This is a genomic window from Streptomyces viridosporus T7A, assembly GCF_008704515.1.
Lineage (GTDB): Bacteria > Actinomycetota > Actinomycetes > Streptomycetales > Streptomycetaceae > Streptomyces > Streptomyces viridosporus.
Map to the genome: position 1 here is coordinate 3,337,390 of NZ_CP023700.1, position 24,908 is coordinate 3,362,297.

A 24,908-nucleotide genomic window follows, 5' to 3' on the forward strand; every position below is an offset into this window, starting at 1 on the left:
GCGAGCCTCACCTCTCGCTACCGGTCAGAGTAGCCTCGCAGCGGCTCTGCGCGCGGTCGAGGACCTCGTCCGCATCGCAGCCGTGCGCCTGGAGCCAGCGGAGGAAGTCCGTGATGACGTAGATCACGGACTCCTCCGCCACCAGTCGGCTCACCTTGCCGGACTCGCGGTCGTAGGAGCAGACCGGCGCCCTCAGGGTCGCGTACATGTCCAGCAGCGCCTCGGCCCGCGTCACCGACGGATCGTCCTCGCGACCGACCGATGACGCGGGCCCAGTGGTCAGCTCGCACCACGTCACTTTGCGGTCCTCGAGGAGCTGGACGCCCCAGCGGTCGGCGAGGGCCTCGACCAGTGCCATACCCCGCCCGCCCTCGGCATCGACGTCCGCGGCGACGAGTGTGGGCAGAGCTCGCGCGTCGGGGTCGTGGACCTCGATGCGCAGAAGCGTGCCGCTCAGGGAGACCGCGAGCGAGCCCGGCGTGCCGGAGCCAACGTGGGTGACGACATTGGACACGAGCTCACTGACGCACAGTTGGGCCGTGTCGACGAGCTCGTGAAGACCCCAGTGCACCAGACGATGCCTCACGAGGCGCCTCAGTACACCCACCTCTTCCGGATGGGCGGTGAACTCCACATTCCACGGCTCTCGCAGCCTGCAGGCCGGTCGATTCACGGGCTCTCCCCTCGTCACCTCTTGAGCACTGTGTGTCGCTCCCTCCTCACAGCATGAAGCCGGCACATCCCGTCGTGCAATGTGCACAAAGGGATTCCCACTTCCGTGTGATTGGCAAGCGGCGCTCTTGGCATGAGACTGAACTTTCGTTACACGCCCGGTGATTGAGGAGATCGAAATGGCCGGTTCACCGACAGCGCGCCGACGGCGTCTGTCGATCGAGCTGAAGAAGCTCAGGGAGCAGAGCACGTTGACCTGCGCCCAGGTCGGCCAAGCTCTGGACTGGAGCGGCTCCAAGGTCAATCGCATGGAGACAGGTGGCGGCAGAGTTCAACCGTCGGACATCGACGCGCTCTGCCGGTTCTACGGAACCAGCGACGAGCTGCGCGAGTTCTTGAAGTCATTGGCGCGGGACGCGAAGACGCGCGGTTGGTGGCAGGTGCACGGTGCGGGCGTGCCCGAGTGGTTCAACATCTACATCGGTCTGGAGCAGGACGCCTCCACGCTCCGCCAGTACCAGTGCGAGTTACTGCCCGGTCTCATGCAGATCGAGGCGTATGCCCGCGAGTTGCACACCACGGGCTCGCACATGTCGGCCGAGGAGATCGACCGGGCCGTACGAGTGCGGTTGGAGCGTCAGGAGATGCTGACCCGACCGGACTCCCCCGAGGCCTGGTTCATCGTGAACGAGGGTGCCGTGCGCAACGTCATCGGCGACCGGGAGCTGATGCGGGAGCAGCTCGAACGGGCCCTCGACTCGGCAGCGTTGCCGAACGTGACCCTCCAGGTCCTCCCCTTCGACTCGGGCACCTACCCGGCCACGGGATCCTTCACCATGCTCGGCTTCCCGGCCCCGGAAGACCCGGACCTGGTGTACCGGGACGGCATCACGGACGCCGTCTACCTGGAGGGTGAGCACCATGTCCGGGAGTACACGAGGGCCTTCGACGGCCTGCGCGCCGCGGCACTCAGCCCTCAGCGCTCCGCCCAGCTCATCAAGTCCGTCGTGAAGGAGTACTCGAAGTGAATGCCGTAGAGCCCATGGGGGCTCCTCTGATGTGGTTCACGTCGTCGTACAGCAACGGCGCGGGAGGCGAGTGCGTCGAGTGCGCGCTCACCGAGGAGCGCATCCACGTACGCGACTCCAAGAACACAGGAGTGCCTGAAGTCACCGTGAGGCACCGCGCCTGGAAGTCCTTCGTCCAAGCCCTCAAGGGCGATCACTGGTCACCCTGACGTGCCGGGCCACGCCCTCGGCGCCGCCCCCTACTCCGACATCCGCTCCGCGTCTTCCGGAATCCACGGGAAAGGCACGTCGGGCCATCGCACGGAGGCCCACGCGTCGAGGTCGACGGTGAGGACGGCGTCGATGAAGGCCTGCGGTGGGCGGTAGCCGTGAGCGGTGATGTAGTGCGTGATGAGGAACGGGGCGGCATAGGCGATCCCGGGCTCGCCCGGGATCCGCACCTCCCCGTTTCCCTCCGGGGCCTCGCCCTCAGGGCACAGGTCGCACTCGTGCACCCCCAGACAGACGTTCATCCACTGGACCCGCTGGACAGCCTTCAGCTTCTCCACGAACGCCGCGGGCACCGTCCCCGTCGCGTACGGCTTGCCGGCCTCCAGCCACCCGACGTTCAGACGGGTGTACGCCGGGCGGTACCAGAGCCCGTAGAAGCCCGACGCGCTGTCCGTGAACGTGTCGTCGTCCTGGTAGTCGTACTCGCTGAGATCCTCGTAGAACACCCGCGCATTGTCGCCCCACCGCCCGGCCTCACGGGCCCGGTGGCGTCCGACGGGCCCGTGAGGCCGGGCGGTGGAAGAAGACGCCTCAGCAGTGGTCGCCGTGCCGGCCGAGGGTCTCCACGGGGGTCACGCCAGGGCGGGTCCACTGCGGGACGGGGCGGCTGGTCGGGCCCCAGGTGGCGTTCCCGTCCGCGTCCGAGCGCCAGGACCAGCACGCGTGGCGCCCCTCGGGCCAGCCGTCGGGGTTGTCCTCCCACGCCTCGCCGCGGCCGTAGGGCGTCATGTCGAGCAGACCGAGAGACCCGTTGACCCGCTCGTTGCCACGGCCCGTCGTGGAGTAGGTGAGGAACGAGCGGTCGCCGTCGCGCAGGAAACAGGCGAGGTACCCCATGGCGCCGCCGACCGGCTCGTCCAGGTCGCGCACCGAGTACCAGGGCTGGGTGTAGCCCATGAACGCGACGTAGGAGGCCACCTCGTCCCACCGGCCCGTGGTCAGGACAGCGAAGGAGACGCCGCGGGCGTTGAGGTAGACGGCGTCCTTCAGGTGCCAGGCCGTGGTGGTGCAGCCCTCGCACTGCCCCTGGTGCGGCGCGCCGTCGTACCACATGTGCTTGTAGACCACGAGCTCGTCGCGGCCCTGGAACAGGTCCAGGAACGGGACCGAGCCGTCGGGTCCGACGACCTCGACCGTCCCGTCGAACTCCACCATCGGCAGCCGGCGGCGGGCCGCGGCGAGGGCGTCGCCCTCGCGGGTGTGGGCCTTCTCCCGGACCAGGAGCTCGTCCCGGGCGGCCTGCCAGGTGGCCGGGGCGACGACAGGCGGGCGGCCGGGCAGCGCGGTGGCCGGGTCACTCGGTGTGGTCTTCATGGTGTCCTCCGTGGTGCCTCGTGCCGGACGGCGTCACACGACGTCCCGCGGCGGTCACCAGGGCAGACTCCTGACGCGGTCGGAACTCATCGTGGCAGGCAGTGCCCTCGGCCGAGCCGCACGGACCACGTCGGGCTGGAAGCTGCAGGAAGCGCACCCGCCCGGGCTCTCCGTGGGGCGGGTGCGCGTCCGGACGGTTCCGGGGCGGGCCGGCGCGGCGGCCCGCCCCGGAGGGGTGGGGTCAGGCGATGGCCAGGCGCACGTCGGCCCGGTTCGTCCCGGCGAAGGTGAAGTCGAACTGCTCGCGGACCCCGGAGCCGCAGGCCTGCTTGGTGCGGTAGTCGCCGTTGCCGCCGTGGACGCGGACCACGGCGCACTTGCCGTCCATGCGGGTGTCCTCGAGCCAGCCGGACACCCGCACGGAGCCGCCCGAGCAGCTCAGGGACCAGCCGGCGATCGCGCCGTCGATCTTCGGGGAGGCCGAGGAGGGGCAGGTGGCGGCGTTCGCCGTGCCGGCGGTGCCGACGGCCAGCCCACCGGCGAGGACGATCGCCGACAGCGCGGACAGGAGGGTCTTGCGGGCAGCGGACAGAGAGGACATGGGGGTACCCCTTCGGATGAGAACGGATGGGAAGCGCACCGGCGCCGCACCCCGGGACGCGTCGTCCGCCGACGAGGGCGGGCCGTCCGGGAGCGCCGGGCACGGCACCCAGACTGGCCGCGGGGGCGGGATGCGGGAAGCCGTTCCCCGGGGTCTGCATAGGGGCATCCATGCAGCCTCCGTGCACCGCGTGCGAAGCGGCCACGACCTGCGGTCATGCACGTCGGGTCCCGTCAGGGCGGGAGTTGCGCGCCCTGCGGGCCGGGGACGGGCGGTGTGCATGCGGACGATGTGCGGGCGGGCAGCGTGCGGGCGGGTGGTGTGCGGGCGGGTCGTCCGTGTGCGGACGGCCCGCCCTGACGGCTCACGTGGACGGCCGGTCGCCCGGGTCGCCCGGTCCGCTCACGCCGGTGCGGAGGGAAGCGGGCTCGCGGACCTCTGGTACGCGGGGGCGTCGGCCGGCGGGCGCTGGAACACCAGCAGGGCCAGCCAGGTGTCCACGTCCGCCCTGCCGGTGGGCGGCAGGTCGTGGCCGCGCTGGAAGAACCTCAGGTCCTCGGCGGTCGCCGCGGTGAACTCCCCCGAGACCTCCGTGCCGCCCTGGCCCGTGTTGTGCAGGAGTTCCTGGAGGGCGAGGACCGTGTGCTCGTCGGCTCCGGGTCCGACGGGCTTCACCAGGGCGGGCCAGGTGTCCTTGCCCACCTTGCCGTCGGACGGCAGGTGGTTCCTGCGCTGGAAGTCCATGACGGCGTCCTGGGTCTCGTCCCCGAAGAACCCGTCCGCCTTCACCTCGTAGCCGTGCGCCATCAGCAGGTGCTGCAGGGCGCGGCCCCGGGTGTACTGGTCCTCCGTCCGCTTCCTCAGCAGCGGCCACTCGAGCGGTGTGCCGCTGGCCGGGACCGCACCGGCCGCCACGTCGTCGGCCGCGGTCCGGGGGTGGTAGGCGTACTGGTCGCGCACCACCGCCCCGGCGACGAAGGCCAGTACCACCGCCGCGGCCACCAGCACCGGCACCGCCCACCGGGACCGGGACCGGGTCGGGGCCTCGCGCCCGTCCGTGTCCCGCATGCCGTCCGTGTCCTCCGTGCCGTCCATGCCGTCCATGCCGTTCACGGCGTTCACGGCGTTCACGGTGTCGGTTCCGCCGGTGGGCTCTGGCCCGTGGTCGGCGGTTCCCTGGCGGTTGTTCTCCTCCAGCACCGCCCGGCACAGCTCCCGTGCCCGTTCCAGTTCCCCCGCCGGGGCGCGCAGGTGGGCGTGCAGCGCCTCCACCACCCGCGGTGGAGCGGTCGAGGCGTGCCTCGGGTTCAGGTAGCGCGAGAGCGTCGTCTGGTCGATGCCCAGTCTCGAGGCCAGTGCCTGCTGGGTGGGCCGGGTGCCGCCGGGCACCCTCCCGGCCTCCTCCCACCAGCGCCGCAGCAACCGCGCCAGCCGCTCCCCCGGCCGCTGCTCCCGGTCCTGGCCCTCCGGCTCGTACGCCATGCGTCTCTCCCCGTCGTCATGCGGAACGGCCGGGCATCCACGCCGCCCGCATCGCTGCATGACAGCAGGTCAGCCGCATGCACGGCGGCAAGCTCGGATGCATCGGCCCACAGCAGCGCAGAGCGTAGCGAGGGCGGACGAAAGGTCCGGCGCCCTCGCCCCGGGCCGTCCGGGTCCCCGCGCGCCGCCGGGCGGCCCGCGTTCCCGCGCCGAAGCCGTCCCGGGCCTTCGGCGGAGCCGCTCCGGGAACCCGTGCGGGAATCGGTGCGGGCGCGGCGCGCCTTCACCTGGAAGAGTGCCGGTGCGGCGCGCCCTCGGGGCGCGTCACTCACTCGGAGGAAGGACCCGGGAGGTTACGGGGCCGCGGTGATGCGGGCCACCGCCTCGCGGGTCAGTGCGCGGTCGGGCGGGGCGTCGTCCAGGGACCGGTGCAGGGTCAGGCCCTCGATCAGGGCGTCCAGTTGGCGGGCCGTGGCCGGGTCGAAGTGGTGTTCCAGGAGGTCGCGGCTGCGTCGCATCCACCTCTGGCAGAGCTGCCGGTAGGCCGTGTGGCGGGCGGCCAGGGTGTAGAGCTCCTGGGTGAGGACCAGGTCGCGGCGGGGACCCTCGGAGAGGGTGTGGATGAGGTCGGTGACCGCTTCGCGGGCCTGGTCGGCGGTGCCGGCGCCGCTGAGGTGCCGCTCGAAGACGGCCACGATGTGGTCGGCGTAGCCGGTGAACGCCTCGCGCAGCAACTCGTCGATGCCGGTGAAGTGGTACGTCATCGAGCCCAGGGGCACCTTCGCGCGGGTGGCGATCTTGCGGTGGGAGACGCCGGCGACGCCCTCCTCGGCGATCAGGTCGAGCGTGGCGGCGAGGATGCGCTCGCGGCGCTGCGGGTCGGTGTGTCCGGTGGCCATACCGGAGGATTTCAGAGGGTGCGGACCGGGCGGGCCGGATTTCCGACGGCGACGACGCCCGCGGGGATGTCCTTGGTGACGACGGCTCCGGCGCCGATGACGGAGTCGTCGCCGATGGTCACTCCGGGGCAGACGATCACTCCGCCGCCGAGCCAGACGTTGTCGCCGATGGTGATGGGGAGGGCGGCCTCGAGCTTGTCTCGGCGGGGCTGCGGCTCCACGGGGTGGGTGGGGGTGAGGAGTTGGACGTTCGGGCCGAACTGGCAGTCCTCGCCGATGGTGATCCGCGCGACGTCCAGGGCGGTCAGGTTGTAGTTGACGAAGGTGCGGGCCCCGATGGAGATGTTGCTGCCGTAGTCGACGTACAGCGGCGGCCGTACCTCGACGTCCTCGCCGAGGGAGGCGAGGAGTTCGGTGAGGACGGTCCTGGCCTCGGCGGGGTCCTCGAGGTAGGCGGCCTGGTAACGGGCCGCCAGCCGCATGGCGTTGCGCTGCCGGCGGGCGATCTCCGGGTCGTCGGCGATGTAGAGGTCGCCCGCGAGCATGCGCTCCAGGTGGGTGCGCGGATCGTCCGCGAAGTGGTCCGTCGACATGCGTACGAGCGTACGCTCCTAAGGCGTGCGCGGGGGTGCACATCGGTCAGCGAGTCAGCCCGGTCGACGAGTTCACCGGGCCGACGGGTCCGCCGGGACCGGTGGACCCGGTGGGCCCGGTGAACTCGGCGGACTCGGCGGGGGTGGCGGGCCCGGCGGGGGTGACGGGGGTGACGGACTCGGCGGGGGTGGCGTCAGCCCCGTTCGCCCCGTTCCACGCAGAACTCGTTCCCCTCCGGGTCGGCCAGGACGACCCAGCCCGTGCCGTCGGGTCGGGTGCGGTCCGCGAGTTGGCGGGCGCCGAGGGCGAGGGCGCGGGCCACTTCCTCCGCGCGGGTGCGGTCCGTCGGTCTCAGGTCGAAGTGCAGGCGGTTCTTGGCGGTCTTGCCCTCCTCCACCCGGACGAAGAGCAGGCCCGGACCACCGTCCGGGTCCTCGACCAGGGCCTCCGGGTCACCCGGCTTGTCCTCGTCGGAGAGCGGTTTGCCCAGCAGCGCGCTCCAGAACGAGGCGAGGTCGTACGGGTCTCCGGTGCAGTCGAAGGTGATGTGGCGGATGGTGGGGTTCCTCAACGGCCCTCCCCGGGCGGTCGGCCGGTGTGGAGGTGCAGTTCGCAGGATGTCCTGCGGGGAGGGCTGCGTCGAGTCGTTTACCGGGGACGGCGCGGCGGACGGGTGGGGCGGTGACCGGTCGCGGTCCGCGCGGGCCCGCCGTGGCGACTGTGACGACGCTGTTGCCGGAACTGTGGCTTCCGCCACAGGCCGGGGAAGGCCGGGCTGGTGGACTCGGCGGATTCGCTCTTCTCGACCGGGAGGCCGTCGTGTGGCTGGTGGCTCTGCTGTTCGCCGTGATGATGGTGGTCTGCTGTTTCGGCCTCGTGGGGTACGGCTTCGGTTCCGTGGCCGACGGGCTGGCCGGGCGCAAGGAGCGGCGTCCCGCCGTGCTGCGCGGGACCGCCGCGCTGGCCGGGGCGTGCGCCCTCGCCGTCTACACGTGGGGGCTGCTGGGCATCGCCGGGGCGTGGATGGAGGCGGAGGACGGCGGTACGGACTCGGCACCGGTCCGGTCCTGTCGTACACCGGGGTGGCTGGAGAGGTCCGCGGCGGGGGTGGAGATCACCGGCTACCGGGTGAGCGTCGTGCCGCTCGGGTTCGTGTGCGAGACGAGTGACGGCGGGAGCTACGACAACGGGGACGTGCCCGGGTACGTCAACCCCGCCGCGCTGGGTCTCGCCCTCGCCGCCGCGGTCTGCGCGGTCTCGGCGGGATACGCCTCCGAACGGGGGGCGCGGGCCGCGACGGGTGCGGGCGGGAGCGAGGGCACCGGTGCCGGGCCCGGCACGGGCGGGGGCCCCGCACCGCGCCCGGCGTCCCCCGGCACGGGCGAGGCCCGGCCGGGGGACGCCGGCGGGTGAGGAGGGGAACCCGGGACGGTCAGGTCACTCCGCCGGGGCCAGCTCCGCCCGGCCGAAGAGCAGGGCGTAGCCCGGCGGCAGCTGGTCCAGGATGCGGGTCACCAGGCCGTCGCCGACCCGCTCGGCCAGAACGCTCAGGACCGAGCTGACGTCCCAGCGGGCCGTGGCCGGGGTCGCGCCCTCGATGCGGGTCGCCACCGAGTCGACGAACTCCGCGGCCGTCAGCCGGCGGGTCGCCGGGATCTGGGACGCGACCACTCTCGCCGCCTCCTCCGGCAGGGCGCGGGCCAGGTCGACGCGTTCGTCGCCGACGACGTGGCCGCCGAGGGCGGAGAGGACGACGCGGGTGACGCTCTCCGCCTCCGACCGGGTCGTGTACTGGCCCGACTCCCTGACGGCGTCGACCAGTTCACGCCAGTCGTGGCGGCCGCCGCTGTCGTCACGACGGGCGCGGAGATCGTGGACCGAGGACGGGGGCACCTCTCCCGGGGTCCCCCCTCCCTGGTTCAGGAGTGCGGGCTTCTGCGGCGTCAGCGTGGTCATACGGACTCGCTCCTCTCCTTCTCCTGGTCCTCCCGTCGCCCTCCGGACCGGACGGACACGGGGGCGCGCCCCGCGGACGGCCGGTGTCCGCGGGACGCGTGGTGTGCTTGATGTGTGCGGGGTGTCAGTTACCGATCTGCTTGCGGGTGTCGCCGCCGGTGATCTGGATGCGGCGCGGCTTGGCCTGTTCGGCCACCGGGATGCGCAGGGTCAGGACGCCGGCCTCGTACGACGCGTCGATGCGGTCCGTGTCCAGGGTCTCGCCGAGGAACAGCTGGCGGGTGAAGGTGCCGGTGGGGCGTTCGGCGACCACCGGCTCCGCGCCCTCGGGGGCCGGGGAGCGGCGTTCGGCGCGCACGTTGAGGACGTTGCGCTCGACGTCCAGCTCGATCGTCTCGGGGTCGATGCCGGGGAGGTCGAAGTGGACGATGAAGTCGTCCCCCGCCCGGTAGGCGTCCATCGGCATCGCGGACGGACGGGCGGCCGTGCCGAGCACCTGCTGCGCGAGCCGGTCGAACTCACGGAAGGGATCGGTACGCATGAGCATCACGGTTCCACTCCTTTCATCTGGTCGTACCTGCGATGCCCTACGGTCAATTTCTTATATAGCTCGGAAGAGGAAAGTTGACAAGCCCTGACTCAGTTCCGTGTCGCGGCCGGCTCGGGCCCTGGTCACCGGGGTCGCCGCCGGGCGCGTTAACCTCGAAGTTCGTGAGACCCCGCCCCCGTGGGCGCAGTGGCGGAAGGCAGCAGACATGGCGAAGGTTCCGAGTTCCGTGGTGGCCGCGAGTGGGCTCGTCGGCGGGTACGGCGTGGCCCGCTGGACGCGGAAGCGGCCGTTGGGCGGGGTCGTCCTCGCCGCCGCCGGGGTCGCCGCCGCGCAGCAGTGGCGTCAGCAGGCCGGCGGGAAGGCGGCGGGGGCGCTGTCGGCCGCGTATGTCGCCGCCTTCGCCGGGTCGCATCCGCTGGCCAAGAAGGTGGGCGCCTGGCCCGCCGTGTTCGGGGTGGCGGGAGCCATGGCGCTCGCCTCGTGGGCGGTCGCCGACCGGCGCGGCTGAGAACGACCGGCCGGGACCGGCGGGTGCGGACGGCACAGCCGGGACCGGGACCGGCGGACACGGCCGGAACCGGAAGCGGCGGTATCGGACCGGGCCCGGCGGGCTCGGCCCGTACGGCTGAGACGGCCCGCGGCCCGCTTCGGTCGGATGCCCGCCGCCCGCCCCCGTCAGGTGCTCGCCACCCGCCCCGTCAGGTGCTCGCGGTCTTCCCCTCCGGGTCCGTGACGGAGAGCGGCGCGGCGATGTCCTCCAGGGAGCGGCGTTCGGCGTTCACCGCGAGGAAGGCGGCCACGATGCCCGCCGCGCACATCAATCCGGCGCCGATCTGGAAGGCGAGGACCGTGTCGCCGACCACGCCCGTGTTCGTGAGCTCGGCGAACAGCAGGGGGCCGCTGATGCCGCCGGCGGCGGTGCCGATGGCGTAGAAGAAGGCGATGGACATGGCCCGGGTCTCCATCGGGAAGATCTCGGAGACCGTGAGGTAGGCGCTGGACGCGCCGGCCGAGGCGAAGAACAGCACCGCGCACCAGCAGGCCGTGAGGGTGGTCGCGCTCAGCGAGCCCTGGTCGAACAGCCAGGCCGTGCCGAACAGCAGCAGGCCGGAGAGCAGGTACGTCCCGGAGATCATCACCCGGCGGCCGACCGTGTCGAACAGCTTGCCGAGCAGCAGCGGGCCCAGGAAGTTGCCGAGCGCGATGACGGCGAAGTAGTAGCCGGTGTGGCCCGACGGGACGTCGAAGAACCGGGTGAGGATCGCGCCGAAGCCGAAGGTGATGGCGTTGTAGAGGAACGCCTGGCCGATGAAGAGGGCGAAGCCGAGCGTCGACCGCTTGCGGTACCGGGCGAAGACCGCCCGGCCGATCTCGGTGAAGGTGGTCCGCTTGCGCTGGCGGATGGTCATCTCGCCCTCGGCGCGGGGCAGCGGCTCGCCCCTCTCGGCCGCGATCCGTTCCTCGATGGAGGAGACGAGCCGTTCGGCCTCCTCGTCCCGGCCGTGGATCAGCAGCCAGCGCGGGCTCTCCGGGACGTGGCGGCGGACGAGGAGGATCACCAGGGCGAGGACGGCGCCCAGGGCGAAGGTCAGCCGCCAGCCGACGTTCGCCGGGAAGATCGACGTGTTCAGCGCGACGACCGACAGCAGCGCGCCGCCGACCGCGCCCAGCCAGTAGCTGCCGTTGATCGCCAGGTCGACGCGTCCGCGGTACTGGGCCGGGATCAGTTCGTCGATCGCGGAGTTGATGGCCGCGTACTCGCCGCCGATGCCGAAGCCGGTGAGGAAGCGGAAGAGGAAGAACCACCAGGTGTCGAAGGCCACCGCGGTCAGGGCGGTGGCGCCGAGGTAGACCCCGAGGGTGATCATGAACAGCTTCTTGCGGCCCCAGATGTCGGTCAGGCGGCCCCAGAACAGGGCGCCCAGGCAGGCGCCGGCCACGTAGAGGGCGGCGGCGAGGCCGGTGACCTCGCCGGAGGTGATGGGCAGTCCGCTGCCGGGCTCCGCCAGACGGCTGGCGATGTTGCCGACGAGCGTGACCTCCAGACCGTCCAGGATCCACACGGTGCCCAGACCGATGACGATCGACCAGTGCCAGCGCGACCAGGGCAGGCGGTCGAGCCGGGCCGGGATGCTGGTGGTGATGGTGGCGGTGCGGCCGGTCCCGGCCTGCGCGGTGGTCATGGACCCCCTCCTCGACGAAGCGGATTTCCGTCGAATGCCCGGGAGCGGGCCCTTCACGCCCGCCCGCCTGCCCGCCCGCGCCCCGCTACGCCCCCAGCGCCTGCGACACCGTGTGGATCAGCAGCCCGGCCAGGGAGCCGACGACCGTGCCGTTGATGCGGATGAACTGCAGGTCGCGGCCGATGTTGGCCTCGATCTTCTTGGTGGTGTGCTCGGCGTCCCAGCTCGCCACCGTGTCGGTGATCAGGGAGGTGATCTCCTTGCGGTAGGTGGTGACGACGTACACCGCGGCGCTCTCCAGCCAGCCGTCGACCTTGCCCTGCACCTTGGGGTCGGCCGCCATCCGGGCCCCCAGCGAGAGCAGCGAGGCGCGCACCCGTAGCCGCAGTTCGCTGCGCTCGTCCTCCGCCGCGGAGACGATCATGGACCGTACGGCGGTCCAGGCGGAGGCGATCAGGTCCTGCACCTCGTCCCGGCCGAGGATCTCGCCCTTGAGGCGCTCGATCCGGGCGCGGGTGTCGGTGTCGGACTGGAGGTCGGAGGCGAAGTCGGTGAGGAAGCGGTCGAGGGCGCCGCGCGCGGGGTGGGTGGGCATGTCGCGCATCTCGGTGGTGAAGCGCAGCAGTTCCTTGTAGACGCGCTCGCCGACCTTGCGGTCCACGAACCGGGGGGTCCAGCCGGGCGCGCCGCCCTGCACGGCGTCCATCACGGAGTCGCCGTGCAGCACCAGCCAGTCGTGCGCCCGGGAGACGATCAGGTCGACGGCCCGTCGGTGGCCGCCGTCGGCGACGACCTTCTCCAGCATCTTGCCCATGCCGGGCGCGATCTCCTGGGCGTCGGCGCGGCGCGTGATGGCCTCGCCGACCACCGCCTGGACGTCGGAGTCGCGCAGGACGGTCAGCGCGCCGCGCAGGGCCGCGGACAGTTCGGCGGTGACCCGGTCGGCGTGTTCGGGGACGGAGAGCCAGGCGCCGAGCCGGCCGCCGATGCCGACGGCGCGCAGACGCCCGCGCACGACGTCCTCGGAGAGGAAGTTCTCCCCGACGAACTCGCCCAGGGAGACGCCGAGCTGGTCCTTCTTGGTGGGGATGATCGCGGTGTGCGGGATGGGCAGGCCGAGGGGGTGGCGGAAGAGGGCGGTGACCGCGAACCAGTCGGCGAGCGCGCCGACCATGCCGGCCTCGGCGGCGGCGGCGACATAGCCCACCCAGGCGCCGGCGCCCTGGTGGGAGGCCCACGTGGCGAGGACGTAGACCAGGGAGACGAACAGCAGCAGTCCGGTGGCGGTGAGCTTCATCCGGCGCACTCCGCGCCGCTTCTCCTCGTCCGCGGGGCTGAACGTCGTCATCGCGCGGTTCGTGACGGCGCCGGGGCGGGCATGCTGCCCGGCGGCGCCCCGCTCCCCGGCCTCCGCCGGCTTCGTCCGTTCCATCCGCCGTCCCATCCGCTCCGCCCGTTCGGTGATCCCTCACACATTGTCCCTTCCTGACCGACTCCTGGAACGGAACAGGAGTTCCCGGCGTCTGTCCGGAAGGGGAACCGGACCGGGGTCCCGCCGGCCCTCCCCCGCCCATGACGCATCATGGGGCCGATCGGATGGAGCCTCGGGCTCCCGTCTCCCGAGGAGAACAGAACAGCATGACCCGGGGTCATGACGGGGGCGCGAGAACGCCTCCCGCCAAGCACCGCGCCCTGCTCGCCGCGGTCGTCGCCGCGATCCTGGCCCTGTCCGCCGCCATCTACGTCGGGGCGGCCTCCGACGACGGCACGGGCGACCGCGCCACCGCCGGCGACGGCCGCGCCCGGCACAACCCGGCCGCGCCCGCCTCCACCGGCACCTGGGTCGGCACCTGGGCCACGTCCCCGGTCGGGGGCGAGCCCGGCACCGAGACGACCGGGATGGCCGGCCGCTCGGTGCGCAACGTCGTCCACACCAGCGTCGGCGGTACGAGTGCCCGCGTCACGCTGTCCAATCTCTACGGCCAGTCGCCGCTGACCGTCACCCACGCCTCGATCGCCCTCTCCGCGGGCCCCGGCACGGCCGCGGCGCTCCCCGGGACGCTGCGGCCGCTCACCTTCACCGGCGCCCCGACGGTCGTCGTCCCGGCCGGCGGGCAGGTGGTGAGCGACGCCGTGCGCCTCGCCGTGCCGGCGGACGGGGACGTCCTGGTCACCACGTACTCCCCCGTCGAGTCCGGTCCGGTCACCTACCACCCGCACGCGCGCCAGGTCTCCTACGTCGCCGACGGCGAACACACCCGGGACACCACCGGGGCGCCGTACACCGGGCGGAGCACCGTCTGGCGGTACCTGACGGCGCTGGACGTGCTGAGCAGCGAGGCGGACGGCACGGTCGTCGTCCTCGGCGACTCGCTCACCGACGGCGTCACCTCCACCACCGGCGCCGACAACCGCTGGCCGGACGTCCTGTCCGACCGGCTGCGCGAGGCGCTCGCGACCGGGCGCGACCTGCCCCGGTACGGCGTCGTCAACGAGGGCATCAGCGGCAACCGGATCCTCGCCGACGGCCTCGGCCGCCCCGCGGAGAACCCCAGCGGCCTGAACCGCTTCGGCCGCGACGTGCTGGGCCGCCCCCACGTCCGGGTGGTCGTCGTCGCCCTCGGCGTCAACGACATCCTGCGCCATCCCGGCACCGCCGACCCGGACCGGATCGTCGCGGGGATGAACGCCCTCGTCGCGCAGGCCCACGCGCACGGGCTGAAGGTCGTCGGCGCGACGCTGATGCCGTTCGGCGGCCACCGCGGCCACACCGACGCGCGCGAGGCGGTGCGCCAGCGGATCAACGCGGAGATCCGCGCGGGGCGCGTCTTCGACGCGGTCGTCGACTTCGACCGGGCGCTGCGCGACCCGTACGACCCGCGCCGCCTGCGCTCCGACTACGACTCCGGCGACCACCTCCACCCGAGCGACAAGGGGTACACGAGGATGGCCGAGGTCTTCGACCTGGACGACCTGAAGGGCGGGGCGCCGGCGCGGCTGTAGACCGGACCGCCGGAGCGGGCCGTCGGGGGACGGGTGCCGGGCCGTCAGGGTCGGGGGCGGGGCCCGCCGCCGGGCCCGCTCAGCGCTCGCCCCGCTCCTCGCGGTACCTCTCGGACGACCGGCCGTGCAGGTTCAGCGGGTCGTGGTACCCGGAGGCGCCGCCCAACTGCTTGCGGGCCTCCTTGCGCTCCAGCTTCTGGCGGCGGCGTTCCTCGCGCAGGCGCTGCTTCTCCGCACGGGGCAGCTTGCGCTGGACACCGACGCCGCCCCAGAAGGCGAAGCCCGTGACGACCACGCGCGGGGCGCCCGGGTCACCCGGCTCGCCCTCCTCCCGGTGGTCGAAGCCACCCATGACGCCGATGCCGCGCACGACGACCTCGATGCCGGGCGGCACGATGACGTCCACCCCGCCCATGATCGCCACGGCGTTGATCACGACCTCGCGGTCCACGAAGTTCGCCTCGCGCAGGTCGATCTCCCCGCCGCCCCAGAACGCGAAGCAGTTGAAGCGGCGCGGCGCCGTCCAGCGCCCCTTGCGCTGGAAGCCCCCCATGACGGCCACGGCCCACGTCGACGTCCCCCCGTCGTCGCCGCCGACGATCCGGTCCGCCCAACCCCCCTCCGGGGCGGGGTCCTTGGTGAGGGAGACCGCGGGGGCGGCCACGCCCCGGGCGGCCGGCAGGTCGCGGGTGATCGGCGCCAGTTCCCCGTACGTCCGCGCCCGGTACGTCGCGTCCAGCCGCTCCTCGAACTCCTCCATGTCCAGACGCCCCTCCGCCAGGGCGTCCCGCAGGATCTCGGCGACCCGTTCACGGTCGGCGTCGGAGGCGCGGAGGTCCGGGGCTGCGTCGTCGGTCATACCCAGCAGCCTACGAGTTACCTCCTGCGCACGGCTACGAGGACTCCCCGGGCCCGGCGCACGACCGCCCGGCCCAGGACCCCCCGGGCCCGGCGCACCGCTACCGGACCGCCCGCCCGGCCCGCTCCGCGTACATCCTCGCGATCACCGCCTCGATGTCCGGCTCCCGCACCGACAGGTCGGCCAGCGGGTACCGTTCCGCGATCCACGCCACGAGCGGGGCCGCCGACCGGGACGCCGGGAACGCCAGCCACTGCCGCGGTCCCTCCACCCGCACCACCCGGGCCGGTGCGGGCGCGTCGATCGGCGGCGCCTCCCGTTCCAGGTCCACCACCAGCGTCCGTTCGCTCTCCCCCGCCTCGTGCAGCCCGGCGAGCGGGCCGTCGTACATCAGCCGGCCGTGGTCGATGACCATCACCCGCGAGCACAACTGCTCGATGTCCTGCAGGTCGTGCGTGGTCAGCAGCACGGTCGTGCCGCGTTCGGCGTTCAGCTCCCGCAGGAACCGCCGCACCCTGGTCTTCGACACGACGTCCAGGCCGATCGTCGGCTCGTCCAGGTAGAGCACCTGGGGATCGTGCAGCAGCGCCGCCGCGATGTCGCCGCGCATCCGCTGGCCGAGGGAGAGTTGGCGCACGGGCACGTCCAGCAGGTCGCCGAGGTCGAGGAGGGCGACCAGCCGGTCGAGGTTCTCCCGGTACCGGGCGTCGGGGATCCGGTACATGCGGTGCATCAGCCGGTACGAGTCGATCAGCGGCAGGTCCCACCACAGCGTCGTCCGCTGCCCGAACACCACCCCGATGCGGTGCGCCAGCCGCGTCCGTTCCCGGGCGGGATCGATCCCCGCCACCCGGAGCCGGCCACCGCTCGGGGTCAGGATGCCGGTGAGCATCTTGATGGTGGTCGACTTGCCCGCGCCGTTGGGGCCGATGTAGCCGACCATCTCGCCGCGCGCCACCGTGAAGGAGAGCGCGTCGACGGCCCGCACCCGCCGCCGCTCCCGCTTCAGGAAACCGGTCCTCCTGCGCACGTCGAAGACCTTCTCGACGTGGTCCAGCTCGATGAACGCGTCCGCCATGGCCGTCCTAACTCCCCGTGCTCCGATACGACCGCAGGCCGGCCCGCCACACCGTCCCGGCCAGCGCGCCGCACACCGCCGCCACCAGCGGCGCCGCGAAGGCCGCCCCCGCCGGCAGCCCCAGCGGGTACGGGCGCCCCAGCACGTGGGCCGCCGGCACCCAGTTGACGAAGGCGAGCGGCAGCACGAACGTCACCCCGCGCACCAGGTCCCGGCCGAACACGGTCGGCGGGTACTGCAGCAGCGTGGTGCCGCCGTAGGTGAACGCGTTCTGCACCTCGGCGGCGTCCTGCGCCAGGAACTGGAAGGCCCCGCCCGCCACGAACAGCGAACCGAAGATCACCGCGCCGCTGACCAGCGTCACCGGTATCAGCAGCGCCTTCGCCACGGTCCAGTCGACGTCGACCGCCACCAGCGCCCAGCCCAGCACCGCCGCCCCCTGGACGCCCCGGCCCAGACGGCGCAGCGCGAAGCGGTCCGCGGCGACCTGGGCGAGCACCGGCGCGGGCCGGACCAGCAGCGTGTCGAACGAGCCGTCGCGCACCCGGCCGCCCAGGGAGGCCATCGAGCCGAGCGCCAGCTGGGCGGTCCCGAACGCCGTCACGGACAGGCCGTACAGGAAGGCGACCTCGGGCAGCGTCCAGCCGCCGAGCGCGTCGACCTGCGAGAACATCAGCAGGATCGCGACGAAGTCCAGCCCCGTCAGCAGCAGGTTGCCGCACACCGTGAGGACGAAGGAGGCGCGGTAGGCCAGGGTGGAGCGGATCCACATCCCGGCGATCAGCCGGTAGGCCCGCAGCCCCTCCGCCACCCTGGAGGGTCCCCGCGTCCCGAAGACCTCCCGCACCGGGGCCTCAGCCACCCTGCACCACCACCCGCCGCGTCGCCGCCGCCTGCACCAGCCGGCCCGCCGCCAGCAGCGCCACCGCCCACGCCCCCTGGAAGGCGTACGCCCCCAGGGGAGCGGCCTCCCCCATCAGCACGTCCGCCGGAAGCTGGAGCTGCGCCGCCCACGGCAGCACCCGGACGACCTCGCCGAGCGCGCCCGGGAAGGCGTTCAGCGGCAGGGTCATGCCCGAGCAGAAGAGTCCCGTGACCGTCAGGGCCTGCGCCACCCCCTGGCCGTCCAGCAGCCAGAACACGCTCAGCGCGAACAGGTAGCGGATCGCGAAGCTGACGACCACCGCCAGCAGGAGCGCCACCAGGAACGCCCCCCACGTGGCGACGTCCCCGGGCAGCGCCGTCGGGAAGACCAGCGCGCCGAAGACGAACGGGACCACGCCCCGCCCCAGCAACTGGAACACCGACCGCCCCACGTCGTTCGCCAGCCACCACAGCTGCAGATCCACCGGCCGGTACAGGTCGACCGCGATCTCACCCGTACGGATGCGTTCCATCAGTTCGACTTCGAAGCCGCCGCCCTGGATCGCCAGCGTCGCGAACAGCGCCTGCCCCAGCCACACGTAGGTGACGGCCTGCGCCTGCTCGTACCCGCCGAGTCCGGGCCTGGCCTCCCACAGCGCCAGGTACGTGTAGACCAGGATCAGCCCGAAGGCGGTGTTGGTGAACACCCCGGCCGCGGTGGCCGCCCGGTACGTGGCGTACCGACGGAAACCCCCCACCGCGACGGCCAGGTACAACCGCCCCGAGCCCACGCCCGCCCGCCTCCTCCCGCACCCGCGGCCAAAGACGCAGGAGCCTACTGAGCACGGCGGACCGCCCGCCACGCATTTTCCGTCACTCCCGGGGCAGGCGGGACACGGCCGACAGGGCCATACGTGTGACAAGGCGCATGCATGCGCGGCGCGCGCCGTCGGTGGGGAACTGCTCGCCGGATGCGACAGTCTTCAATAAGAGGAGCGCATCAGGCGTATACACACGAACGAGGCGAAACAGGAGTCCCAGCACGACATGAGCGACGAGCCGCAGCCGCAGCAGCCCGGGGAGGGCCGGACACCGGGAGAGCCTCAGGCGGCCGACGCCCCGCAGCGCCCGACGGAGGGCACGGAAACAGAGCCGGACACGGACACGGACGGGGACACGGACGGGGCCACGCAGACGGGCACGCGCACCGGGTGGCGCCGGCTGGTCCCCACCTGGCGCATGGTGCTCGGCACCTCCCTCGTCGGCGCCCTGCTGATCCTCGGCGGCTTCGTCCTCGGCTACACCCTGGTGCAGATCCCGTCCGCCAACGCGCTCGCCGTCCAGCAGGCCAACGTCTACCTGTACGCCGACGGCACCGTCCTCGCCCGCGACGGCGAGGTCAACCGGGAGAACGTCGGCCTCGACCGGATCTCCGAGGACGCCCGGTACGCCGTCCTGGCCGCCGAGGACCGCGACTTCTACACCGAATCCGCGGTCGACCCCTCGGCCATGGTCCGCGCCGCCTGGAACACCGCCACCGGCAAGGGCAAGCAGTCCGGCTCCACGATCACCCAGCAGTACGTGAAGAACTACTACCTGCGCCAGGAGCAGACCCTCACCCGCAAGGTGAAGGAGTTCTTCATCGCCATCAAGCTGGACCGCGAGCAGACCAAGGACGAGATCCTCGAGGGCTACCTCAACACCAGCTACTTCGGCCGCAACGCCTACGGCATCCAGGCCGCCGCCCACGCCTACTACGGCATCGACGCCGAGGACCTCGACGCCGGCCGCGCCGCCTACCTCGCCGCGCTCGTCAACGCCCCCAGCCAGTACGACGTCGTCGCCCACCCGGAGAACCGCAAAGCCGCCGAGGACCGCTGGAACTACGTCCTGGACGGCATGGTCGAGGAGGGCTGGCTCAGCCCCTCCGAGCGCACCGGCATGACGTTCCCGCCGCCCAAGGCGTCCACCCAGTCCACCGGCCTGTCCGGTCAGCGCGGCTACATCGTGAACATCGTGAAGGACCACCTGATCAAGAACGACCTCGTGGACGAGGAATCGCTCGACGCGGGCGGCTACCGCATCACCACCACCCTCCACAAGGACAAGCAGGACGCCTTCGTCGACGCCGTCAACGACAAGCTGATGGACCGGCTCGACAAGGAGAACCGCGAGGTCGACACCTACGTCCGCGCGGGCGGCGCCTCCATCGACCCGAAGACCGGCAAGGTCGTCGCGATGTACAACGGCATCGACTACGTCCAGCAGTACACCCCCAACGCCACCCGCCGGGACTACCAGGTCGGCTCCGCCTTCAAGCCGTTCGTGTTCGCCGCCGCCGTCCACCACGGGTCCCGCACCCAGGACGGCCGCCCCATCACCCCGAACACCGTCTACGACGGCACCGACCAGCGCCCCGTCCAGGGCTGGAGCGGCAGCCGCTACGCCCCCGAGAACGAGGACAACGTCGACTACGGCGACATCACCGTCCGCGAGGCCACCGACAAGTCGGTGAACGCCGTGTACGCGCAGATGGCCGTGGACGTCGGCTCCGACAAGGTCAAGCAGACCGCCGTCGACCTCGGACTGCCCTCCACCACCCCCGAGCTGCACCCCACCCCGTCCATCGCGCTCGGCGTGGCCACCGCCAGCGTCCTGGACATGGCCCGGGCGTACGCGACCCTCGCCAACCACGGCGAGCACGGCACGTACACCATGATCGAGAAGATCACCCGGAACGGGAAGGCGGTGGTGGACCTGCCCGCGCGCAAGACCCGCCAGGCCGTCAGCCGCCAGGCCGCCGACACCACCACCCACGTCCTGCGCGGCGTCGTCCAGAACGGCACCGCCACCGCCGCCCTCGCCGCGGGCCGCCCCGCCGCCGGGAAGACCGGCACCGCGGAGGAGGACAAGGCCGCCTGGTTCGCCGGCTACACCCCCGAACTGGCCACCGTCGTCGCCGTCATGGGCCAGGACCCCGAGACCGCCGCGCAGAAGCCGCTCTACGGCGCCATGGGCCTGTCCCGCATCAACGGCGGCGGCGCCCCCGCCGAGATCTGGGGCCAGTACACCCGCGAAGCCCTCGAGGGCGAGCCGGTCAGGAACTTCGACCTGCGGATCCAGCCCGGCGCCGACCGGACCCAGCCGCCCGCCGACCCCACCGGCACCAGCCCCGCCACCGGCAACCCGACCGGCGACACCGACGGCGCACCGGACGAGGAGACGCGGGAGCGGACCCCCGGCACCGCCCCGGGGCAGACCCAGGGGCAGAGCGACGGCCGCGCCCGGGGGCGGACCGACGGCGGCACCGCGGACGACGCCGGAACCACCGACGGCGCCGCCGCCGGTGGCGACACCCCCGGCGACGACACCCCGGACGGGGGGACCGACGGCGACGACGACAACGGCGACGGCGGCGTCGGCGGTCTGACCGGCGCCCTCACCGGCGGCCGGGGACGGGACTAGGACGAGACCAGGGCGGGATCAGGGCGGGGCCAGGGGGCGGGGCCGGGAGTCCCGCCCGGCCGGTGACCGGGCGGACCCGTCAGTGGCCGGAGGTCGCCTTCAGCCCCACCACGGCGACCACCAGCAGGGAGATGAAGAAGATCCGGGCGGCGGTCACCGGCTCCCCCAGCACCGCCATGCCCATCACCGCCGCCCCGGCCGCACCGATCCCCACCCACACGCCGTAGGCCGTGCCGATGGGCAGCGTGCGCGCGGCGTACGACAGCAGCACCATGCTCCCGACGATGCCCGCGCCCGTGAGAACACTGGGGACGAGCCGGGTGAAGCCGTCGGTGTACTTCAGACCGATCGCCCAGCCGACTTCCAGCAGACCGGCGACGACGAGCAGAACCCAGGCCATGGCAGGCACCTCCGGGACACGAAAGGAAACGGGGGTGCGTCGTCTTTTCCTTCCCCCGGTACGGCGCGTCTCGTCGGGGCCCGGGAAGCCGCGGGGCTTCCGCACGGGTCCCCTCCACTCTAGCCAGAACGACCGGGAAGGGGCTGGTGACCATGGTCACCAGCCCCTTCCCGGCTCTTTCGCAGAACCACAGGTGGCGGATCTACAGGTACAGGCCGGTCGAATCCTCGGAACCCTCGAACCGGTCCGCGGCCACGGCGTGCAGATCGCGTTCCCGCATCAGCACGTACCCGACGCCCCGCACCTCGACCTCCGCCCGATCCTCCGGATCGAACAGCACCCGGTCACCCGGCTCCACGGTCCGTACGTTCTGTCCCACCGCGACGACCTCGGCCCAGGCCAGCCGACGGCCCACCGCCGCCGTCGCGGGAATCAGAATGCCGCCCCCGGAACGCCGCTCGCCCTCACTCGCGTCCTGCCGCACGAGTACGCGGTCGTGCAGCATCCGGATGGGCAGCTTGTCGTGCTGGGAGCTGTGCTCGTGTCTGTTGGCGCTCACGTTCTGAAACCTACCTGCCTTCGCCGCGATCACACGTGGGTGGGTCAGCCCTTGCGCCGACGGGTGGTCGCCGTGAGCAGCCCCACGACCCCCACCACCAGCAGCGCCGCGGGCACCACCCGCTCCAGCCGGGGCGCGCCCTGCTCGTCCACGAACTGCGCCTTCACCTCGCTCACCACACGGTTGACGCGGACGTAGGTCCGCCCGAGCGTGTGGTCGACGTTGGCGACGACCCTGGCCTTCGCGTCCCCCACGATCGTCTTCGGGTGCACCCGCACGCCGATCTCGTCCAGGGTCTCGGCCAGCACCGCACGACGGCGCTTGATGTCCGCCTCGATCTGCGCCGGGGTTCTGGTGTCCGCCGTGTCCGCCACCGTGTCGCCTCCGAAATCCGCTGATGCCTGTGCCGGACAGTCTGTCAGCTCCATGCCGCGCCGCACTGTCAGGACCCCCGGTTACCCTCGATCCCGGTACCCGATCCACGCAGCGCGCACGTACGAGGAGACCCGACCGATGAGCGAACGCCTCCAGCCCGGGGACGAGGCCCCCGCCTTCACCCTGCCCGACGCCGACGGCAACGAGGTGTCCCTGGCCGACCACAAGGGCCGCAAGGTCATCGTCTACTTCTACCCGGCCGCGCTCACCCCCGGCTGCACCAAGCAGGCCTGCGACTTCACCGACAACCTCGACCTGCTCGCCGGCGCGGGCTACGACGTGATCGGCATCTCCCCCGACAAGCCGGAGAAGCTGGCGAAGTTCCGCGAGAAGGAGTCCCTGAAGGTCACCCTCCTCGCCGACCCCGACAAGCGGGTCCTGGAGGCCTACGGCGCCCACGGCGAGAAGAAGCTCTACGGCAAGACGGTGGTCGGCGTCATCCGCTCCACGGTCGTCGTGGACGAGGAGGGCAAGGTCGAACGCGCCCTGTACAACGTCAAGGCGACCGGCCACGTAGCCAAGATCATCAAGGACCTGGGCGTCTGAGTGCGCTGCCCGGCCGCTAGCATGGCCGGGCAGCATCAGGCGGCCGTGGTGGAATTGGCAGTCACGCTGGGTTTAGGTCCCAGTGGGGTAACTCCCGTGAGGGTTCGAGTCCCTCCGGCCGCACCGGTTCTCACCCCAGCAGCTCCCGCACCACCGGTACCAGCTCGCGGAACGCCTTGCCCCGGTGGCTGATGGCGTTCTTCTCCGCCGGGGAGAGCTCCGCGCACGTCCTCGTCTCGCCCTCCGGCTGGAGGATCGGGTCGTAGCCGAAGCCGCCCGTGCCGGAGGGGGCGTGGCGGAGGGTTCCCCGCAGCCGTCCCTCGACCACGCGTTCCGTGCCGTCCGGCAGCGCGAGCGCCGCCGCGCAGGCGAAGTGGGCTCCCCGGTGTTCGTCCGCGATGTCCGCGAGCTGGGCCAGGAGGAGGTCCAGGTTGGCCCGGTCGTCGCCGTGGCGGCCGGACCAGCGGGCGGAGAAGATGCCGGGGGCGCCGCCCAGGACGTCGACGCAGAGGCCGGAGTCGTCGGCGACCGCGGGCAGGCCGGTGGCCCGGGCGAGGGTGTGGGCCTTGAGGAGGGCGTTCTCGGCGAAGGTGGTGCCGGTCTCCTTGACGTCGGGGACCTCGGGGTGGGCGTCGGCGCCGATGAGGTCGTGGGGCAGGCCGGCCTCGGCGAGGATGGCCCTCAGTTCGGTGATCTTTCCGGCGTTGCGGGTGGCGAGGATCAGGCGGGTCATGGGGTCCAGTATTCCGGGCCCCGCCGACCGCTCCGCCGCCGCGGTGTCCCGGGGCGCGGTGTCCTAGGGGGTGCAGACCTTCGTCAGCTCGCCGGCCGCGTCGGTGACGGGGCCGAGGTCGGGGGTGGCGTCGCCGTTCTCGATCGACGTGCGGACGTTGTCGACGGCCTTGTCGAGGTCGTCGACGGCCTGGGAGACGTCGGCGTTGTCGGTCTTGTCGCCGATCTCGCCGAGGTTCCTGTCTATGGACTCGAGGGACTCCTCGAGCTGGGTGACGTCGTCGGAGGCGTTCTCCACGGCCTGCTGCATGTCGGTGACGCTGTCGGCGATGGCGTCGGCGGTCTGGATGCAGTCCAGTGCCTTGTCGACGGCGGCGCAGCCGGTGGTGAGTCCGGCGGTCAGCGCGACGGCCGCCAGGGTGGCGGTGACGGCTATGGTGCGGCGTCGGCGGCTCGCGGCCATGGAACGGTCCCTCCCTCGTCGGGCCGTGGGCCCGGGTCGCTGGCCGGGCGCGCGGGGTGGAGCCGTGCGCCCTCATGTGTTCGGACGCGGGAGCGGCCGGCGCGGTTGCCCGCGTCGGCCGTCCTTCTTGGTGCGTCCTTTACCTTTCGACGACGGTACCAAGTGCGGCGCGCTGCGCGTCGGCGAGTCGGGCGCAGCCGGCGACCGCGAGGTCGAGGAGGGCGTCGAGTTCGGCGCGGGCGAAGGGCTCGGCCTCGGCGGTGCCCTGGACCTCGACGAAGCGTCCGTCGCCGGTGCAGACGACGTTCATGTCGGTGTCGGCCTTGACGTCCTCCTCGTAGCAGAGGTCGAGGAGGGGGACGCCGCCGACGATGCCGACGGAGACGGCGCTGACGGAGCCGGTGAGGGGACGGCGGCCTGCCTTGATGAGCTTCTTGCCCTGGGCCCAGGAGATGGCGTCGGCGAGGGCGACGTAGGAGCCGGTGATGGCGGCGGTGCGGGTGCCGCCGTCGGCCTGGAGGACGTCGCAGTCGAGGACGACGGTGTTCTCGCCGAGGGCCTTGTAGTCGATGACGGCGCGCAGGGAGCGGCCGACGAGGCGGCTGATCTCGTGGGTGCGGCCGCCGATGCGGCCCTTGACGGACTCGCGGTCGCCGCGGGTGTGGGTGGCGCGGGGGAGCATCGCGTACTCGGCGGTGACCCAGCCCTCGCCGCTGCCCTTGCGCCAGCGGGGGACGCCTTCGGTGACGGAGGCGGTGCAGAGGACCTTGGTGTCGCCGAAGGAGACGAGGACGGAGCCTTCGGCGTGCTTGCTCCAGCCGCGTTCGATGGTGATCGGGCGGAGTTGTTCGGGGGTGCGGCCGTCGATTCGAGACATGGCGCCGAGCCTAGCCGTACCCGCGGAAGGGCCCCTTCCCGCGGTGGGAAGGGGCCCTCGAGGAGTGAAGCCGGGGAC

The 24,908-nt window shown here is 72.4% G+C and carries 29 protein-coding genes, 1 tRNA gene and 1 riboswitch; of the genes, 8 read left to right on the forward strand and 22 right to left on the reverse strand.

Annotated features, from left to right (window positions below):
- Nucleotides 1-7: 7 nt before the first annotated feature.
- The gene (locus CP969_RS15415) at nt 8-634 is read right to left on the reverse strand and encodes an ATP-binding protein (RefSeq protein WP_016826097.1); all 627 of its coding nucleotides are present in this window, start codon (nt 632-634) and stop codon (nt 8-10) included.
- A 217-nt stretch (nt 635-851) separates the two neighbouring features.
- Here CP969_RS15415 and CP969_RS15420 point away from each other — a divergent pair, with 217 nt between their 5' ends.
- Together CP969_RS15420 and CP969_RS15425 are read left to right on the forward strand one after the other, a co-directional pair.
- The gene (locus CP969_RS15420) at nt 852-1,700 is read left to right on the forward strand and encodes a helix-turn-helix domain-containing protein (RefSeq protein ID WP_026085146.1); all 849 of its coding nucleotides are present in this window, start codon (nt 852-854) and stop codon (nt 1,698-1,700) included.
- A gap of 14 nt (nt 1,701-1,714) precedes the next feature.
- Nucleotides 1,715-1,909, forward strand: a complete 195-nt coding sequence (locus CP969_RS15425; protein WP_171817531.1) for a DUF397 domain-containing protein — start codon at nt 1,715-1,717, stop codon at nt 1,907-1,909.
- 30 nt (nt 1,910-1,939) lie between these two features.
- Here CP969_RS15425 and CP969_RS15430 read toward each other — a convergent pair whose 3' ends face one another.
- The 7 genes from CP969_RS15430 to CP969_RS15465 all read right to left on the reverse strand — a co-directional run bounded on the left by CP969_RS15430 (nt 1,940) and on the right by CP969_RS15465 (nt 7,431).
- Nucleotides 1,940-2,416, reverse strand: coding sequence for a DUF7919 family protein (locus CP969_RS15430; RefSeq protein WP_004987569.1), 477 nt, complete (start codon nt 2,414-2,416; stop codon nt 1,940-1,942).
- 85 nt (nt 2,417-2,501) lie between these two features.
- Nucleotides 2,502-3,284, reverse strand: a complete 783-nt coding sequence (locus CP969_RS15435) for a DUF899 family protein (protein WP_004987568.1) — start codon at nt 3,282-3,284, stop codon at nt 2,502-2,504.
- A gap of 241 nt (nt 3,285-3,525) precedes the next feature.
- Nucleotides 3,526-3,885: a hypothetical protein gene (locus tag CP969_RS15440; RefSeq protein ID WP_016826096.1), complete on the reverse strand. Its 360-nt coding sequence runs from the start codon at nt 3,883-3,885 to the stop codon at nt 3,526-3,528.
- Nucleotides 3,886-4,287: 402 nt separating this feature from the next.
- Entirely contained in the window at nt 4,288-5,367 is a 1,080-nt protein-coding gene (locus CP969_RS15445; RefSeq protein WP_016826095.1) for a peptidoglycan-binding protein, read from the reverse strand.
- Nucleotides 5,368-5,720: 353 nt separating this feature from the next.
- Nucleotides 5,721-6,266 (reverse strand): TetR/AcrR family transcriptional regulator, encoded by a 546-nt coding sequence (locus CP969_RS15450; protein WP_016826094.1) that lies wholly within the window; start codon nt 6,264-6,266, stop codon nt 5,721-5,723.
- Between the two features lie 11 nt (nt 6,267-6,277).
- Nucleotides 6,278-6,859 carry a sugar O-acetyltransferase gene (locus CP969_RS15455; RefSeq protein WP_004987562.1) on the reverse strand — a complete coding sequence of 194 codons (582 nt, stop codon included), beginning with the start codon at nt 6,857-6,859 and terminating at the stop codon, nt 6,278-6,280.
- Nucleotides 6,860-7,053: 194 nt separating this feature from the next.
- Nucleotides 7,054-7,431: a VOC family protein gene (locus tag CP969_RS15465; RefSeq protein ID WP_016826093.1), complete on the reverse strand. Its 378-nt coding sequence runs from the start codon at nt 7,429-7,431 to the stop codon at nt 7,054-7,056.
- A 248-nt stretch (nt 7,432-7,679) separates the two neighbouring features.
- Between CP969_RS15465 and CP969_RS15470 the strand changes: the two genes are divergently transcribed.
- On the forward strand, nt 7,680-8,273 hold the full coding sequence (locus CP969_RS15470; RefSeq protein ID WP_016826092.1) for a hypothetical protein: 594 nt from the start codon (nt 7,680-7,682) through the stop codon (nt 8,271-8,273).
- 24 nt (nt 8,274-8,297) lie between these two features.
- Here the strand turns inward: CP969_RS15470 and CP969_RS15475 are convergent, their stop codons facing one another.
- Both CP969_RS15475 and CP969_RS15480 read right to left on the reverse strand, forming a co-directional pair.
- The gene (locus CP969_RS15475; protein ID WP_016826091.1) at nt 8,298-8,816 is read right to left on the reverse strand and encodes a DUF2267 domain-containing protein; all 519 of its coding nucleotides are present in this window, start codon (nt 8,814-8,816) and stop codon (nt 8,298-8,300) included.
- 124 nt (nt 8,817-8,940) lie between these two features.
- Nucleotides 8,941-9,363: an Hsp20/alpha crystallin family protein gene (locus tag CP969_RS15480; RefSeq protein WP_016826090.1), complete on the reverse strand. Its 423-nt coding sequence runs from the start codon at nt 9,361-9,363 to the stop codon at nt 8,941-8,943.
- A gap of 208 nt (nt 9,364-9,571) precedes the next feature.
- Here CP969_RS15480 and CP969_RS15485 point away from each other — a divergent pair, with 208 nt between their 5' ends.
- On the forward strand, nt 9,572-9,874 hold the full coding sequence (locus tag CP969_RS15485; protein ID WP_016826089.1) for a hypothetical protein: 303 nt from the start codon (nt 9,572-9,574) through the stop codon (nt 9,872-9,874).
- 190 nt (nt 9,875-10,064) lie between these two features.
- Here the strand turns inward: CP969_RS15485 and CP969_RS15490 are convergent, their stop codons facing one another.
- Nucleotides 10,065-11,549 carry an MFS transporter gene (locus tag CP969_RS15490; protein WP_004987554.1) on the reverse strand — a complete coding sequence of 495 codons (1,485 nt, stop codon included), beginning with the start codon at nt 11,547-11,549 and terminating at the stop codon, nt 10,065-10,067.
- Nucleotides 11,550-11,634: 85 nt separating this feature from the next.
- Nucleotides 11,635-12,993: a DUF445 domain-containing protein gene (locus tag CP969_RS15495; protein ID WP_004987553.1), complete on the reverse strand. Its 1,359-nt coding sequence runs from the start codon at nt 12,991-12,993 to the stop codon at nt 11,635-11,637.
- Nucleotides 12,994-13,187: 194 nt separating this feature from the next.
- Between CP969_RS15495 and CP969_RS15500 the strand changes: the two genes are divergently transcribed.
- Nucleotides 13,188-14,552, forward strand: coding sequence for an SGNH/GDSL hydrolase family protein (locus tag CP969_RS15500; protein WP_004987551.1), 1,365 nt, complete (start codon nt 13,188-13,190; stop codon nt 14,550-14,552).
- Between the two features lie 79 nt (nt 14,553-14,631).
- Here CP969_RS15500 and CP969_RS15505 read toward each other — a convergent pair whose 3' ends face one another.
- The 4 genes from CP969_RS15505 to CP969_RS15520 all read right to left on the reverse strand — a co-directional run bounded on the left by CP969_RS15505 (nt 14,632) and on the right by CP969_RS15520 (nt 18,144).
- The gene (locus tag CP969_RS15505; RefSeq protein WP_016826088.1) at nt 14,632-15,411 is read right to left on the reverse strand and encodes a DUF1707 SHOCT-like domain-containing protein; all 780 of its coding nucleotides are present in this window, start codon (nt 15,409-15,411) and stop codon (nt 14,632-14,634) included.
- Nucleotides 15,412-15,511: 100 nt separating this feature from the next.
- Nucleotides 15,512-16,489 (reverse strand): ABC transporter ATP-binding protein, encoded by a 978-nt coding sequence (locus CP969_RS15510; RefSeq protein ID WP_004987548.1) that lies wholly within the window; start codon nt 16,487-16,489, stop codon nt 15,512-15,514.
- 7 nt (nt 16,490-16,496) lie between these two features.
- Nucleotides 16,497-17,261, reverse strand: a complete 765-nt coding sequence (locus CP969_RS15515; RefSeq protein ID WP_051044531.1) for an ABC transporter permease — start codon at nt 17,259-17,261, stop codon at nt 16,497-16,499.
- 82 nt (nt 17,262-17,343) lie between these two features.
- The gene (locus CP969_RS15520) at nt 17,344-18,144 is read right to left on the reverse strand and encodes an ABC transporter permease (RefSeq protein ID WP_039831143.1); all 801 of its coding nucleotides are present in this window, start codon (nt 18,142-18,144) and stop codon (nt 17,344-17,346) included.
- A gap of 256 nt (nt 18,145-18,400) precedes the next feature.
- Between CP969_RS15520 and CP969_RS15525 the strand changes: the two genes are divergently transcribed.
- Nucleotides 18,401-20,818 carry a transglycosylase domain-containing protein gene (locus tag CP969_RS15525; RefSeq protein ID WP_016826085.1) on the forward strand — a complete coding sequence of 806 codons (2,418 nt, stop codon included), beginning with the start codon at nt 18,401-18,403 and terminating at the stop codon, nt 20,816-20,818.
- Nucleotides 20,819-20,897: 79 nt separating this feature from the next.
- On the opposite strand, the gene CP969_RS15530 is transcribed toward CP969_RS15525, so the two are convergent.
- From CP969_RS15530 to CP969_RS15540, 3 genes are all read right to left on the reverse strand, one after another.
- Nucleotides 20,898-21,218: a DMT family transporter gene (locus CP969_RS15530; RefSeq protein ID WP_004987543.1), complete on the reverse strand. Its 321-nt coding sequence runs from the start codon at nt 21,216-21,218 to the stop codon at nt 20,898-20,900.
- Nucleotides 21,219-21,251: 33 nt separating this feature from the next.
- Nucleotides 21,252-21,318, reverse strand: a riboswitch (guanidine-III (ykkC-III) riboswitch).
- Between the two features lie 102 nt (nt 21,319-21,420).
- Nucleotides 21,421-21,777 carry a GroES family chaperonin gene (locus CP969_RS15535; RefSeq protein WP_004987541.1) on the reverse strand — a complete coding sequence of 119 codons (357 nt, stop codon included), beginning with the start codon at nt 21,775-21,777 and terminating at the stop codon, nt 21,421-21,423.
- A gap of 44 nt (nt 21,778-21,821) precedes the next feature.
- Complete coding sequence (locus CP969_RS15540; protein ID WP_016826084.1) at nt 21,822-22,151, reverse strand: DUF3618 domain-containing protein; 330 nt, start codon at nt 22,149-22,151, stop codon at nt 21,822-21,824.
- 139 nt (nt 22,152-22,290) lie between these two features.
- Between CP969_RS15540 and bcp the strand changes: the two genes are divergently transcribed.
- Together bcp and CP969_RS15550 are read left to right on the forward strand one after the other, a co-directional pair.
- Nucleotides 22,291-22,758, forward strand: coding sequence for a thioredoxin-dependent thiol peroxidase (gene bcp, locus CP969_RS15545; protein ID WP_004987537.1), 468 nt, complete (start codon nt 22,291-22,293; stop codon nt 22,756-22,758).
- Between the two features lie 39 nt (nt 22,759-22,797).
- Nucleotides 22,798-22,881 (forward strand) — tRNA-Leu (locus tag CP969_RS15550).
- Between the two features lie 7 nt (nt 22,882-22,888).
- Here CP969_RS15550 and rdgB read toward each other — a convergent pair.
- The 3 genes from rdgB to rph form a co-directional block, all read right to left on the reverse strand.
- Nucleotides 22,889-23,491: an RdgB/HAM1 family non-canonical purine NTP pyrophosphatase gene (gene rdgB / locus CP969_RS15555; RefSeq protein ID WP_004987536.1), complete on the reverse strand. Its 603-nt coding sequence runs from the start codon at nt 23,489-23,491 to the stop codon at nt 22,889-22,891.
- Nucleotides 23,492-23,554: 63 nt separating this feature from the next.
- Nucleotides 23,555-23,953 carry a hypothetical protein gene (locus CP969_RS15560; protein ID WP_004987535.1) on the reverse strand — a complete coding sequence of 133 codons (399 nt, stop codon included), beginning with the start codon at nt 23,951-23,953 and terminating at the stop codon, nt 23,555-23,557.
- Nucleotides 23,954-24,092: 139 nt separating this feature from the next.
- Nucleotides 24,093-24,830, reverse strand: a complete 738-nt coding sequence (gene rph / locus CP969_RS15565) for a ribonuclease PH (protein ID WP_004987533.1) — start codon at nt 24,828-24,830, stop codon at nt 24,093-24,095.
- Nucleotides 24,831-24,908: the final 78 nt, after the last annotated feature.

Excerpts from the sequence above, each read along its gene's own strand:
- CP969_RS15420 (WP_026085146.1), top strand. The coding sequence starts at position 852 with ATGGCCGGTTCACCGACAGCGCGCCGACGGCGTCTGTCGATCGAGCTG.
- CP969_RS15425 (WP_171817531.1), top strand. The coding sequence starts at position 1,715 with ATGGGGGCTCCTCTGATGTGGTTCACGTCGTCGTACAGCAACGGCGCG.
- CP969_RS15435 (WP_004987568.1), bottom strand. The coding sequence starts at position 3,284 with ATGAAGACCACACCGAGTGACCCGGCCACCGCGCTGCCCGGCCGCCCG.
- CP969_RS15440 (WP_016826096.1), bottom strand. The coding sequence starts at position 3,885 with ATGTCCTCTCTGTCCGCTGCCCGCAAGACCCTCCTGTCCGCGCTGTCG.
- CP969_RS15445 (WP_016826095.1), bottom strand. The coding sequence starts at position 5,367 with ATGGCGTACGAGCCGGAGGGCCAGGACCGGGAGCAGCGGCCGGGGGAG.
- CP969_RS15450 (WP_016826094.1), bottom strand. The coding sequence starts at position 6,266 with ATGGCCACCGGACACACCGACCCGCAGCGCCGCGAGCGCATCCTCGCC.
- CP969_RS15455 (WP_004987562.1), bottom strand. The coding sequence starts at position 6,859 with ATGTCGACGGACCACTTCGCGGACGATCCGCGCACCCACCTGGAGCGC.
- CP969_RS15475 (WP_016826091.1), bottom strand. The coding sequence starts at position 8,816 with ATGACCACGCTGACGCCGCAGAAGCCCGCACTCCTGAACCAGGGAGGG.
- CP969_RS15480 (WP_016826090.1), bottom strand. The coding sequence starts at position 9,363 with ATGCTCATGCGTACCGATCCCTTCCGTGAGTTCGACCGGCTCGCGCAG.
- CP969_RS15485 (WP_016826089.1), top strand. The coding sequence starts at position 9,572 with ATGGCGAAGGTTCCGAGTTCCGTGGTGGCCGCGAGTGGGCTCGTCGGC.
- CP969_RS15490 (WP_004987554.1), bottom strand. The coding sequence starts at position 11,549 with ATGACCACCGCGCAGGCCGGGACCGGCCGCACCGCCACCATCACCACC.
- CP969_RS15495 (WP_004987553.1), bottom strand. The coding sequence starts at position 12,993 with ATGGGACGGCGGATGGAACGGACGAAGCCGGCGGAGGCCGGGGAGCGG.
- CP969_RS15500 (WP_004987551.1), top strand. The coding sequence starts at position 13,188 with ATGACCCGGGGTCATGACGGGGGCGCGAGAACGCCTCCCGCCAAGCAC.
- CP969_RS15505 (WP_016826088.1), bottom strand. The coding sequence starts at position 15,411 with ATGACCGACGACGCAGCCCCGGACCTCCGCGCCTCCGACGCCGACCGT.
- CP969_RS15510 (WP_004987548.1), bottom strand. The coding sequence starts at position 16,489 with ATGGCGGACGCGTTCATCGAGCTGGACCACGTCGAGAAGGTCTTCGAC.
- CP969_RS15515 (WP_051044531.1), bottom strand. The coding sequence starts at position 17,261 with ATGTGGATCCGCTCCACCCTGGCCTACCGCGCCTCCTTCGTCCTCACG.
- CP969_RS15525 (WP_016826085.1), top strand. The coding sequence starts at position 18,401 with ATGAGCGACGAGCCGCAGCCGCAGCAGCCCGGGGAGGGCCGGACACCG.
- CP969_RS15530 (WP_004987543.1), bottom strand. The coding sequence starts at position 21,218 with ATGGCCTGGGTTCTGCTCGTCGTCGCCGGTCTGCTGGAAGTCGGCTGG.
- bcp (WP_004987537.1), top strand. The coding sequence starts at position 22,291 with ATGAGCGAACGCCTCCAGCCCGGGGACGAGGCCCCCGCCTTCACCCTG.
- rdgB (WP_004987536.1), bottom strand. The coding sequence starts at position 23,491 with ATGACCCGCCTGATCCTCGCCACCCGCAACGCCGGAAAGATCACCGAA.
- CP969_RS15560 (WP_004987535.1), bottom strand. The coding sequence starts at position 23,953 with ATGGCCGCGAGCCGCCGACGCCGCACCATAGCCGTCACCGCCACCCTG.
- rph (WP_004987533.1), bottom strand. The coding sequence starts at position 24,830 with ATGTCTCGAATCGACGGCCGCACCCCCGAACAACTCCGCCCGATCACC.